The organism is Micromonospora aridisoli (genome assembly GCF_056150025.1).
On sequence record NZ_JAXCFK010000008.1, the window covers coordinates 180,964 to 193,514 of the forward strand.

Below are 12,551 nucleotides of genomic sequence, written 5' to 3' on the forward strand. Positions count from 1 at the left end.
AAAAGCCACAGTGGCCCGGGGTGCACTTCTCCTGCGCGGGGAACTTCAAACCAGGTGACCGGATCGAACCTCGTCAGCGGAAGTCGCGGGAGGTGGGGCGGACCGGCGGCTCGATCGCGTCCAGCCGGTCGGCGACCAGATTGACCACCCCCTCGTGCCGTTGCAACCGCCCCCGCACCACCAACGCCGCGCTGGTCCGGGCCACCCGCCGGTGCCGCTGCCACAACCCCGGTGAACAGGTGACGTTGAGCATGCCGGTCTCGTCCTCCAGGTTGAGGAAGGTGACCCCACCCGCGGTCGCCGGACGCTGCCGGTGGGTGACGATCCCACCGACCCGGATCCGCCGGCCCGGTTCCACCCGGCCCAACCGGTCGATCGGCACCGCGCCCACGGCGTCCAACTGCGGCCGGATGAACCGGGCCGGATGGCTCTCCGGTGACAACCCGGTGGCCCACACGTCGGCGACCAGCCGGTCCACCTCCTCCATTCCGGGCAGCACCGGCGCCGCCGTACCGGTCACCGTGCCGGGCAGCCGGCCGGGCCGTTCCTGGGCCGCCGCACCGGCCGCCCAGAGCGCCTGCCGTCGGGTCAACCCGAAGCAGGCGAAGGCGTCCGCGGTGGCCAACGCCTCCAGTTGCGCGGCGGTCAGACCCACCCGCCGGGCCAGATCCGACATGTCGCGGTACGGGCCGTTCGTCACCCGCTCCGCCTCGATCCGCTCGGCCACACCGTCGCCGAGGGTACGGACGCTGGACAGTCCGAGCCGGACCGCCGGACCGCCCAACCCCCAGGCGTGCGGTGGCTCCCCCGCCCGGCTGCCCCAGCGGGTGTCCGGCGTGGACTCCAGCACCGGCGTCGCGCCGCTGGCGTTGACATCCGGACGGCGTACCTCCACGCCGTGCCGCCGGGCGTCGTCGACCAGGGTCTGCGGCGAGTAGAAGCCCATCGGCTGGGCACTCAGCAGCGCGGCCAGGAACGGGCCGGGATGGTAGCGCTTCAGCCAGGAGCTGGCGTAGACCAGGTAGGCGAAGCTCATCGCGTGGCTCTCCGGAAAGCCGTAGCTGGCGAACGCGGTGAGCTTGCGGTAGACGTCGTCGGCCAGCTCGCCGGTGATGCCCCGCTCCGCCATGCCCCGGTAGAGCCGGTCGGCGATCTTCTCCATCCGCTGCACCGACCGTTTGGCGCCCATCGCCCGGCGCAACTGGTCGGCCTCGGCCGCGTCGAAGCCGGCCACGTCGATGGCGAGCTGCATGAGCTGCTCCTGGAACAGCGGCACACCGAGGGTCTTCTCCAGCGCGTTGCGCATCAGCGGATGCGGGTAGGTCACCGGCTCCTGGCCGTTCTTGCGCCGGATGTACGGGTGCACCGAGCCGCCCTGGATCGGGCCGGGCCGGATCAGCGCCACCTCGACCACCAGGTCGTAGAACTCGCGCGGCCGCAGCCGGGGCAGGGTGGCCATCTGGGCCCGGCTCTCCACCTGGAACACCCCGACCGAGTCGGCTCGACAGAGCATGTCGTAGACCTCGGGGTCGTCCAGCGTCATGTCGCCGAGATCCAGGCTCATCCCGATCATGTCGTAGCCGTAGTGCAGGGCCGACAGCATGCCGAGGCCGAGCAGGTCGAACTTGACCAGGCCGACGGCGGCGCAGTCGTCCTTGTCCCACTGGAGCACGCTGCGCCCGGGCATCCGACCCCACTCCACCGGGCAGACCTCGATCACCGGCCGGTCGCAGATCACCATGCCACCGGAGTGGATGCCCAGGTGCCGAGGGAACGTCTGGAGCTCGTTGGCGTACGCGACCACCAGCTCGGGGATCTCCGGCACGTCGACGGTGGCCACGTCGCCCCACCGGTCGATCTGCTTGCTCCACGCGTCCTGCTGACCGGGCGGAAAGCCGAACGCCTTGGCCACGTCCCGCACCGCCGAGCGGGGCCGGTAGGAGATCACGTTGGCGACCTGGGCGGTGTGCTCCCGGCCGTAGCGGGCGTAGACGTGCTGGATGACCTCCTCCCGGCGGTCGGACTCGATGTCCACGTCGATGTCGGGCGGCCCGTCCCGCTCCGGAGCCAGGAACCGCTCGAACAGCAGCCGGTGCCGGACCGCGTCCACGTTGGTGATCCGCAGCGCGTAGCAGACCGCCGAGTTCGCCGCCGAACCCCGGCCCTGGCAGTAGATGTCCGCCCGGCGGCAGAAGTCGACGATGTCGTACACCACCAGGAAGTAGCCGGGAAAGCCCAGCTCCTCGATCATGTTCAGCTCGTGGTCGAGCTGCGCGTACGCCTGCGGGTGCGCCTCGCGCGGGCCGTAGCGTTCCCGCGCGCCGGCCTCGGTGAGATGGCGCAGCCAGCTCATCTCGCTGTGCCCCGGCGGCACCGGGTACGCCGGCAGCTGCGGCGCGACGAGCTGAAGGTCGAAGGCCAGCTCGGCGCCGAACTCGGCGGCCCGGGCCACCGCGCCCGGGTAGGCGGCGAACCGGGCCGCCATCTCGGTGCCGTCCCGCAGGTGGGCGGTGCCCGCCGCGGGCAGCCAGCCGTCGATCTCGTCCAGGCTGCGTCGGGCCCGGACGGCCGCAAGGGTGGTGGCCAGCCGGCGCCGCCCCGGGGTGGCGTAGTGCACGTTGTTCGTGGCCACCGTGGGCAGCCCGGCGGCGGCCGCCAGCTCGGCCAGGGCGTCGTTGCGGTCGCCGTCGACCGGGTGCCCGTGGTCGGTCAGCTCCACCGCCACCGTCTCCGCGCCGAACAGCGCGGTGAGCCGGTCCAGCTCCCGGGCCGCCGCGTCGACCCCCTCGGTGAGCAGGGCGGCCGGCACGTGCCCCTTGCGGCAGCCGGTGAGCACCAGCACGTGGTCACGCAGGTCGGCGGCGATCTCCTCCAGCTCGCCGTAGACCGGGCGGCCCTTCTCACCGCCGCGCAGCTGGGCGCGGGCAATGGTCGCGGCCAGCCGGGCGTACCCCTCGTGGCCGTGGGCCAGCACCAGCAGGTGGTTGCCGTGCGGGTCGGGTACGCCGTTCTGCGGGCCGGGCAGACCGAGGGACAGCTCCGCTCCGAAGATCGTCGGCAGGTCCAGCGCGCGGGCCGCCTCGGCGAACCGCACCACGCCGTAGAAGCCGTCGTGGTCGGTGACGGCGAGCGCGGTGAGCCCCAACCGGACGGCCTCCTCGGCCAGTTCCTCGGGGTGGCTGGCCCCGTCGAGGAAGCTGAAGTTGGTGTGCGCGTGCAACTCGGCGTACGCCGGCACGCCCTCGGGCCGGGTCAGCTCCGGCGGCCGGTAGTGCTCCCGCCGCCGGCTCCAGGCCGGCGAGTCACCCCCGTCGGCGTCGACCGCGAGCGGATCCACCACATGCAGGTGCCGCCGCCCGCCGTCACCCGGCCCGCCACCGTCGCCCGGCCCGCCACCCCGCCCGGAGAGCACCCGCTCCAACTCCGACCACGGCAACCGCGGATTGTGGAAACTCACCACCCCCACCTCGCCCGGAAGACCCGGTGGATCTTGGTACGAAACGACCCTCCGGAGGGCTGTTTCGCACCAAGATTCACGTCAGTCATAGATCGCCTCCAGCAGCCACTGGCCGGACTCGACGGCGAGCAGCAGGGCGCTGCCGTCGGCCAGGCGGACCTGGAACCGGGCTCGGCGGCGGGCCTCGGCCGGGGCCCACCACCGCTCGTCGACCGGCCACGGACCGGCCCAACCGACGATCTCGGCCGACGCGACCGTGCCACCGCGAAGAGCGGTGGCCGAAGCCGCAGTGGCCGATGCGGCGGAACCCGGGGCGGGAATGGGGGTGGTGGCCTGCGGTGGCACCGCGCCGATGCTCAGCCGGGCCGGTGGCGCGCTGACCGCCAGCCGGGCGCTCACCACGACCGGCGCGCCGGTGGCGTCGAGCACGCTCGCGGCGAGCGGGACGGGCAGCACCACGGCCGGCGAGGGCGGCGGCAGCCGCCCCGGCCAGGACGGTACGGCCGGCCCGGCGCTCGCCCGCCGACCACCGGACCGGGCCGATCCACCGCCGGAGACCGCCGGCCCACCGGAAGCGGCCGACTCACCGAAGCCGACCGACTCACCGAAGCTGGCCGACTCACCCGAGCCGGCGGGCTTGATCTCCGGACCGGGCCAGGAGCGCTCGACGGGCTCGGGCAGCGGCGGCGGACCGGGGCGGGCGGGCCGGCGCTCGTCGCCCCAGGGCACCAGCCGCGTCTGGTCGGCCGGTGACCGCCCGCCGCCGAGCACGGCGGTGACCACCGCTTCGGGGCCGAGCAGGCCCTGCACCCGGCTCAGCGCGCGGTGCGCCCGCTCGCGTTCCGCGCCGGTCTCCCCCCACAGCCCGGGTTGCAGGCCGGCCTGGGCCAGCACCCCGTCCGGCACCAGCCGCAGCCGGATGATCCCGGCGGTGGGACGGGCCGGACGGTCACCGCCGCGACGGGCGCCGGAGAGCCAACCGTCGAGTTGCCAACGGACCCGGTCGGCGATCGCCGCCGCGGTGAGCAGGCCGTCGTGCCGCCAGACCCGGTGCAACTCCTGGCCGTGCGCGGTGACCGCTTCGATGCCGAGCCGGGTGCAGGCCAGCCCGTGCCCGGCGAGCCGTTCGTGCAGCCGCTCGGCCAACGTCCGGGCCGCGAACGCCGCCACGTCGACCCGGTCGATCGGCTCGTCCAGGTCGGCGGTGACCGTCAGGTCGACCGGCGGGCGCCGCACCGCGAGCGGCCGGTCGTCCCGCCCGGCGGCCAGCCGGTGTGCCAGGGCCCCGTCGAACCCGAACCGGGCCAGCACGTCGCCGGCCGGCAGCGCGGCGAAGTCGCCGAGCGTACGCACCCCGAGCCGGCGCAGCAGGTCGGCCAGGGCAGGACGGCCGAGCGCCTCGACGGGCTGACCGGCCAGAAACTCCGCCGTACCGCCGGGCGGCACGATCCGCCCCTCGCGGGCGGCCAGCCCGGCGGCGAAGACCCCCGCGGCGACACCGACCTGGCTCTCCACCGCGCAACTGAGGGCGACGTGCTCGACGATCCGTTCGGCGGCCACCTCCTCGCCACCCAGATAGCGGCTCGGCCCTCGCGCGGCCAACGCGCAGGCCCCCGGGCGGATCACCTCGACCCCGACCGCCACCTCCTCGACCGCGGCCACCACCGGCTCGAACGCCCGGGCGTCCCGCCCCGGGTCGTGGTCGACGACGGTGAGCCCGGAGCAGCGTCCCTGCGCCTCCCGTCGACGCAGCCCTCGGCGTATCCCCTCGGCGCGCGCCCGCTCGGAGCAGGCGATCACCCGGTTGGCCTGCAGCACCGCGACCGGCCCGGTGGCGGGTACCCCGTCGACGATCTCGGCGGCGAGGACCGGCCAGTCCGGACACCACAGCAGCAGCGTCCGAACCGGTTCACCCACGATCCGCCACCACCCGCAGCCGAGTGGCACCCGGCCGACCGGCGGCGGCCGGAGCGGGGATGACCCGGGTCAGGTCGTCGCCGGGCAGCCAGACCTTCACCTCCCGGGGGCGGGCGGCGGCACCCCGCCCGCGAGCCGAGATGGTCACCTCCCGGCGGCGCAGCCGCCCCCGCCCCGGCCCGAGCCCCTCCCAGATCCCCCGGACCACCTGGAGCGTCACGTCCGCGCCGTCCCACCGGCCGTACGGCACCAGCACACTGCCCCGTTGCCGGGCCCGCGCGGCCAGCCGGTCGGCGACGGAGGCGGAGACGGTGGACGGCACCGCGGTGACCACCACGTCGACCCCGTCGATGAGCGCGGCGACGACGGTGGGCCACTCCGGACCGGGCTGCGGCACCAGGGCGAGCCGATCCAGGGCGATGCCGGCCTCGGCCGCCGCCCCGGCCCCGAAGGTCGGCAGCCCGACCACGGCGCACCAGGATCCGGCACGGGACGCCTCGGCGAGCAGCGCGAGCAGCAACGAGGTGGTGCCGCTGTGGCGGACCTGACCGACACCGACCGCGATGGTGCTGCCGCGCCGCAATCCCCGGTTGGGCAGCAACCCGGTCAACTCGGGCCGCACCGGCAGCACCCGGTGCCCACCCGCCGGGTCGGGTGCGCTGGCCGGGCGGACCAGCCCGGCCAGCGCGGCGGAACCGACCACCATGCGGCCCGCCATCGGACCTCCCCCGTCGTCGCCACGGGCATCCGGCCCATGGATGGTGCTGTCGTGGATCAGAAGAACGTGCGCGTGGCGGCGTCCGGCCACCCTGGGGTCCCGCCGGTGGTGGCCGGACGCCGCGGCTCAGGCGACGAGACCGTCGATCGCCGGCTGGTGTGCCAGACCGAGCGCAGCCTCCACCACCGTCACGAACTCCTCGGCGGCACGGAGCAGGTCATCGGCCTCCCGGGCGGTCACCACCCGGGGTATGCCGGCCTCGGCGGCGGCCCGTTTGCCGGCGCCGAGGGCGAAGTAGCTGGCCCACTCGTCGAGCTCGGGGGCGACGCTGGCGAGCAGAACCCAGACGCTGGTGATCCGGTGACGTCGGATGGGCGCGGGACGGGCACGGGCGGCGAGCACCGCCGCCGCGGCACGCAGGGCAGCGAGGTGGGCGGCGGCGTACCGAAGGCCGTCGGGGCCGGTCCGGGCGGCCTCGGCGAGCCCCTGCCGGGCCACCGCGAGCAACTGGACGGGAGTGCGGTGCGGCAGCACGTGCGCGGGCACCGTCGGCGCCTGAGCCGGACTGGTCGGCATGGTCTCTCCTCCAGGTGGGCCGGGGCGGGCAGGCGCACGACGGAGTCGGATCCGTCGGCGAAAGCCCGCGGCGGTCGGTGCGGAGGAAGACGCACCAGGTGGGCGGCCAGCCGGGTGCGGAGCTTCCCCACACCACACCCGGCCGGCGTACCGGCGGGTCCGTCGTCCGCCGCCCGGGGGTCGTGGGCGGCGGACGACGGTCCTGCCTGACGGGCTCGGACTCGCGACTGCCCGGAGCCCAGGTGCGGTCCGCGGCACCGCACCTGTCGGAAGCCGGTGCCGCGAAACACCCGCCCCCGAGAGGGGTTGGAACGAACGTTCGAGGCAATCGAACACTCGTTCTAACTGCTGCTGACAGTACACCCTCCCACCGACGAAAACGCAACGTGTGACGCGCCGACATCCCGGGCGAGGCTCGGGCGTGGCCGGCTGCGCGGGCGCCCCGCGTACCGGGAAGAATGGCGGCATGCAGTCACACCCGAACGTCCGGGCGGTGCAGGACGCACTCGACGCCGCGAACGCCCGGAACGGCGCCGGCGCGCCCGCCACGGTCCGCCTGCTGCCCGACGCCGTGCACACCGCCACGGCCGCCGCCGAGGCGCTCGGCGTCGACGTCGGCGCCATCGCCAACTCGCTCGTCTTCGACGCCGACGGGTCCCCGTTGCTGGTGCTCACCTCCGGCGCCCACCGGGTGGACACCACCGGCCTGGCCACCCGGCTCGCCGTCGCGCGGCTGCGCCGGGCCACCCCGCAGTTCGTCAAGGAGCACACCGGGCAGGTGATCGGCGGGGTCGCCCCGGTGGGTCACCCGCAGCCGTTGCGCACGCTGGTCGACACCGCCCTGGACAAGTACGACGAGATCTGGGCCGCCGGCGGCGTACCGCAGGCGGTCTTCCCCACCACGTACGCCGAACTGCTGCGGGTCACCGGCGGAACCCCGACCGACGTGGCGTGAACGAGCGAAGCGAGCGAACCATCAGGCACAGCACAGTGGTGCCTCGCGCCGGCGGCGAGCGCAGCGAGGTGGCGGCGTGAGTCACCCGGAGAGCGTCCCCGAGCTGGTCACCCTGCACGTGTGGCGGATCGCCCCGGTCGCCGTGGGCCGGGCGCTGACCCGGATGGCGGTCGATCCGCGCCGGCTGCGTGCCCTGCCCGGCGTACGCTTCGGCAAGCTGCTCGGCACCGGGACCGGCACCGGCTTCGGGCCCGGCGACGCGGACCTGACCCGGTGGGCGGCGCTGACGGTGTGGGACTCCCCCGCCGCGGCCGACCGGTTCGCCGACTCGCCGGTGGCACGGGCCTGGTCCGGCCTCGCCCACGCGGGCGTCCGGCTCGACCTGCGACCCTTGACCAGCCGGGGCGAATGGTCCGGCCGGCGGCCGTTCGGTGAGCCCACCGGCGGTCGGGTCACCGGCCCGGTGCTGGCGTTGACCCGGGCCCGGTTGCGCCCGCCCCGGGCCCTCACCTTCTGGCGGGCGGTCCCGCCGGTCGCCGCGGCCCTGCACGCCGCACCGGGGCTGTTGGCCCGCTTCGGCATCGGCGAGGCACCCCTCGGCTGGCAGGGCACGGTGAGCGTGTGGCGCGATCCGGCGGATCTGGTGGCGTTCGCGTACCGTCACCCGCAGCACCGGGCCGCGATCACCCGGACGGAGACCCAGCGGTGGTACGCGGAGGAACTCTTCGCCCGATTCGAGGTGCGGGACGTGGTCGGTGACCGAACGGTACTGGGGTGGGTCACCGACGACGGTGACCCGGCGAAGGGTGAGCGGGCATGAGGTTGGTGCGGTGGACACCGGACGATCTCCTCCGGCGGCTGGACGACGTGGTGGCCGTCTACGGCGAGGCGATGGGCTACCGCGCCGACCTGCTGGAGGCCCGTCGCGGCTACATCGCCACCCACGTGCGCCGGCCCGGCTTCCGCGCCGTGGCCAGCCTCACCAGCTCCGGTCACCTGGCTGGTTTCGGGTACGGCTACCTCGGCGCCGCCGGGCAGTGGTGGCACGACCAGGTCTGGCGGGCACTGGACCAGGCCACCCGGCGACGCTGGCTGGCCCACTGCTTCGAGGTGGTCGAGCTGCACGTGCGGCCACCGGCCCAGGGGCACGGGCTGGGCGCCGGGCAGCTGCGCGCCCTGCTCAGCATGGCCGAGGGCGCCACCACCCTGCTGTCCACCCCGGAGGCCGACGAGGCCACCTCGCGTGCCTGGCGGCTGTACCGCCGGTTCGGCTTCGTCGACGTGCTGCGCGACTTCCGCTTCCCCGGCGACGAGCGTCCGTTCGGGGTGCTCGGCCGGGATCTGCCGCTGCCCGCGCCGGGCCCGATCCCACCGGCGTCGGCGCCGACCACGCCGCCGTCATGACCGGGCGGTCACCGGCCCGCGGTTACGCCTGGACGCTGCTGGCCCTGCTGGTGCTGGCGCAGATCTGTTACCCGCTGACCGGCGGGGTCACCCGGGCGCGGCTGACCGTGGCCACCGTCGTGCTCGGCTACCTGCTCTCGGTCGGCCACGCCCTGCTCACCCGGGGCCCCCGGACGGCGGCGGCACTGGTCACGGTGGCCACCGGCGGCGGGTTCGCCATCGAGGCGCTCGGCGTGGCCACCGGATTTCCGTTCGGCAGCTACGACTACTCGGGACAGCTCGGCCCGAAACTCGCCGGGGTGCCGCTGATCATTCCGCTCGCCTGGACCTGGATGGCCTGGCCGGCCTGGCTGGCGGCGACCCGGCTCACCGGGCGGCCGTCCGGTCGATGGCGCTGGCCGGGCCGGATCGCGCTGGCCACGGTCGGGTTGGCCGCCTGGGACCTCTTCCTCGATCCGCAGATGGTGGCCGAGGGGCACTGGGTGTGGCGGGACCCCACTCCGGCCCTGCCCGGGCTGCCCGGCATCCCGGTCAGCAACTACCTCGGTTGGCTGCTGTTCGCGGTGCTGATGATGGCCGCGCTGCGCCCGCTCGCCGGGCCCGCCGTGGCCACCACCGGCGACGGCGACCAGCCGATGTACGCGCTCTACCTGTGGACGTACGGCTCCAGCGTGCTGGCCCACGCGGTCTTCCTCGACCTGCCCGCCTCGGCGGTGTGGGGCGCGGCCGGCATGGCGGTGGTCGCGGTACCGCTGGCCCTCACGCTGCTGCGGGCCCGGCGTACCGGCGACCGCGCGGCCGACCCGCCGCGCTCCCCGGCCGACGCGGCCGACGTGACGGCATGACCGTCGCGCTCGTCCTGCTGGTCGGTGTCACCACGCTGACCGTGCACACCCTGGTCAACGCGGGCCGCTGGCTACGTCGACCACCCGACCGGCCGACCGAGGTCACCGAGACGGTGGCGGTGCTGCTGCCGCTGCGCGACGAGGCCACCCGGGTCACCCCGTGCCTGCGCGCGCTGCTCGCCCAGCGGGGCGTGCCCGGGCTGCGCATCGTGGTGCTCGACGACGGTTCGACCGACGGCACCGCCGAGGTGGTCCGCGCGGTGGTCGCCGACGACCCCCGGGTCACCCTGCTCACCGGGGCGGCCCCGCCACCGGGCTGGCTGGGCAAGCCGCACGCCTGCTGGCAACTGGCCACCCGCGCCGAGGAGTCGGCCAGCGCCCTGGTCTTCGTGGACGCCGACGTGGTGCTCGACCCGTACGCCGTGGCGGCGGCCGTCACCGAACTGCGCGCCGCCGGGGCGACACTGCTGTCGCCGTACCCACGGATCGTGGTGCGGACGGCCGCCGACCGGCTGGTGCAGCCGCTGTTGCAGTGGTTGTGGCTGACCTTCCTGCCGCTGCGGGCGATGGAACGCTCGGCACGGCCGTCGCTGGCCGCGGCCGGCGGACAGTTCCTGGTCGTCGACCGGGCCGGTTACCTGCGGGCCGGCGGACACGCGGCGGTCGCCGACCGGGTGCTGGAGGACATCGAGCTGGCCCGGGCGGTGAAGCGGGCCGGCGGCCGGATCGCCCTCGCCGACGGTTCCCGGCTGGCCAGTTGCCGGATGTACGAGAACTGGCCGCAGCTGCGCGACGGCTACACCAAGTCGCTGTGGGCCTCGTTCGGGCACCCGGCCGCCGCCGCCATCGTGCTGACCCTGCTGCTGACGCTCTACACGGCACCGCCGCTGCTCGCCGTCGCGGCCTCGCTCGCCGGTGCGCCGGCGGTGGCCGGGATCGCCGCCGGCACGTACCTGGCGGGGGTGGCCGGGCGGGTGGTCAGCGCCCGGGCCACCGGCGGACGGGCCTGGCCCGACGCGCTGAGCCACCCCGTGTCGGTCGCGGTCCTCGGTTGGCTGACTCTGCGGTCGTACCATCTGCGCAAGCGGCGGCGCCTGTCCTGGCGCGGCCGTCCGGTCAGCTAGGGAGTGCGGCATGGCGCGGATCGTGGTCGTCGGCGCCGGGGTGGGTGGCCTGGCCACCGCGGCCCGGCTGGCCGTCACCGGGCACCAGGTGACCGTCCTCGAACGCGCCGAGACGGTCGGCGGCAAGCTCGGACGACACACCCGGGACACCCTCGAGGGCTCGTTCCACTTCGACACCGGCCCCAGCCTGTTGACCCTGCCCGAGGTGTTCCACGAGCTGTTCGAGGCGACCGGGGCGAAGCTCGACGAGTACCTCGACCTGGTGCCGCTGGACCCGATCGTGCGGCACGTCTTCCCCGGTGGCGGAGCGGTGCTCGACTCCTGCGCCGACCCGGCGGAGTTCACCGCCCGGATCGGCGCGGCCCTCGGCGACCGGGCCGCCACCGACTGGCAGCGGCTGTGGCGGCGCGCCGCCCGGGTATGGCGAGCCTCCGAGCACGACATCCTGCGCCGTCGCGTCGACTCTCCCCGTGACCTGGCCCGGCTGGCCTGGCGGCTGGGCGACCTGGCCGCGATCCGGCCGGGTCAGAGCCTCCGCGGGCTGGGTCGCACCCTGATGTCCGATCCGCGACTGCGGATGCTGCTGGACCGGTACGCCACCTACACCGGCGCCGACCCCCGCCGGGCGCCCGCCGCGCTGGTCGCGGTCCCCTACGCCGAGCTGGCCTTCGGCGGCTGGTACCTACGCGGCGGGCTGGGCACCCTCGCCGACGCGCTGCTGTCGCGCTGCCTGGACCTGGGCGTGGTGGTACGTACCGGCACCACGGTCACCCGGATCGACGCCGTGGGCGGCCGGGTGCACGGGGTACGCGTGGCCGACTCGACCACCCCGGTCCCGGCCGACGTGGTGGTGGCCAACGTGGACGCGCTCAGCGTCTACCGCGATCTGCTGCCCGATCCGCGCCGGCTGGCCGGGCTCACCGCCCGCAGCCTGGCCGGATTCGTGCTGCTGCTCGGCGTACGCGGCGACTCCGGGCTGGCCCACCACAACGTCTTCTTCCCCGACGACTACGACGCCGAGTTCGACGCGGTCTTCGGTGATCCGGGGCGCGGGAGGCGGGCCCGCCCGGCCGCCGACCCGACGGTCTTCGTCACCGTGGCGAACGACCCGGCCGTCCGCCCCGCCGGGCACGAGGCGTGGTTCGTGCTGGTCAACGCCGCCCGGCAGGGCACCGGACCGGGGGCGGTCGACTGGCGTCGACCGGGCCTGGCCCAGGCGTACGCCGACCGGATCCTCGACGTGCTGGCCGAGCGGGGGGTGGACGTACGCGACCGGCTGGTGTTCCGCGACGTGCGTACCCCGGCGGACCTGGCCACCGCCACCGGCGCTCCGGGCGGCACCATCTACGGCACCGCCGGCGGCCTGCTCCGGCCGACCAACCGGGGACCGGCCCGCGGTCTGTGGCTGGTCGGCGGCTCCAGCCACCCGGGCGGCGGCCTGCCGATGGTGACCCTGTCCGCGCAGATCGTCGCCGACGCGATCGGCCCTGCCTGGTAGGTGCAAGGAAGGGCCCCCTGTTAACGCCTGCGGTATAGGAAGGGCCCCTTGTTAACG

Annotated in this window: 9 protein-coding genes and 1 pseudogene; 6 read left to right on the top strand and 4 right to left on the bottom strand. The window is 75.1% G+C overall.

Annotated features, from left to right (window positions below):
- Window positions 1-73 precede the first annotated feature (73 nt).
- From SM447_RS18565 to SM447_RS18580, 4 genes and pseudogenes are all read right to left on the bottom strand, one after another.
- Window positions 74-3,457, bottom strand: coding sequence for an error-prone DNA polymerase (locus tag SM447_RS18565; protein ID WP_474574078.1), 3,384 nt, complete (start codon window positions 3,455-3,457; stop codon window positions 74-76).
- Between the two features lie 210 nt (window positions 3,458-3,667).
- Window positions 3,668-5,377, bottom strand: a pseudogene (locus SM447_RS18570) (DNA polymerase Y family protein); the annotation flags it as partial.
- Window positions 5,367-6,092 (bottom strand): hypothetical protein, encoded by a 726-nt coding sequence (locus SM447_RS18575; RefSeq protein ID WP_474574079.1) that lies wholly within the window; start codon window positions 6,090-6,092, stop codon window positions 5,367-5,369. The gene SM447_RS18575 and the pseudogene SM447_RS18570, both read right to left, overlap by 11 nt.
- A 126-nt stretch (window positions 6,093-6,218) precedes the next feature.
- Window positions 6,219-6,668: an SAV_6107 family HEPN domain-containing protein gene (locus SM447_RS18580; RefSeq protein ID WP_474574080.1), complete on the bottom strand. Its 450-nt coding sequence runs from the start codon at window positions 6,666-6,668 to the stop codon at window positions 6,219-6,221.
- Window positions 6,669-7,134: 466 nt separating this feature from the next.
- Here SM447_RS18580 and SM447_RS18585 point away from each other — a divergent pair, with 466 nt between their 5' ends.
- The 6 genes from SM447_RS18585 to SM447_RS18610 all read left to right on the top strand — a co-directional run bounded on the left by SM447_RS18585 (window position 7,135) and on the right by SM447_RS18610 (window position 12,494).
- Window positions 7,135-7,623 carry a YbaK/EbsC family protein gene (locus SM447_RS18585; protein WP_474574081.1) on the top strand — a complete coding sequence of 163 codons (489 nt, stop codon included), beginning with the start codon at window positions 7,135-7,137 and terminating at the stop codon, window positions 7,621-7,623.
- Between the two features lie 76 nt (window positions 7,624-7,699).
- The gene (locus SM447_RS18590; protein WP_474574082.1) at window positions 7,700-8,443 is read left to right on the top strand and encodes a monooxygenase; all 744 of its coding nucleotides are present in this window, start codon (window positions 7,700-7,702) and stop codon (window positions 8,441-8,443) included.
- Window positions 8,440-9,027 carry a GNAT family N-acetyltransferase gene (locus SM447_RS18595; protein WP_474574083.1) on the top strand — a complete coding sequence of 196 codons (588 nt, stop codon included), beginning with the start codon at window positions 8,440-8,442 and terminating at the stop codon, window positions 9,025-9,027. Before SM447_RS18590 ends, SM447_RS18595 begins: the two co-directional genes overlap by 4 nt.
- Window positions 9,024-9,872 (top strand): carotenoid biosynthesis protein, encoded by an 849-nt coding sequence (locus SM447_RS18600; protein WP_474574084.1) that lies wholly within the window; start codon window positions 9,024-9,026, stop codon window positions 9,870-9,872. The genes SM447_RS18595 and SM447_RS18600 overlap by 4 nt, the downstream gene beginning before the upstream one ends.
- The gene (locus tag SM447_RS18605; protein WP_474574085.1) at window positions 9,869-10,996 is read left to right on the top strand and encodes a glycosyltransferase family 2 protein; all 1,128 of its coding nucleotides are present in this window, start codon (window positions 9,869-9,871) and stop codon (window positions 10,994-10,996) included. The genes SM447_RS18600 and SM447_RS18605 overlap by 4 nt, the downstream gene beginning before the upstream one ends.
- Window positions 10,997-11,006: 10 nt before the next feature.
- Window positions 11,007-12,494 (top strand): phytoene desaturase family protein, encoded by a 1,488-nt coding sequence (locus SM447_RS18610; protein ID WP_474574086.1) that lies wholly within the window; start codon window positions 11,007-11,009, stop codon window positions 12,492-12,494.
- Window positions 12,495-12,551: the final 57 nt, after the last annotated feature.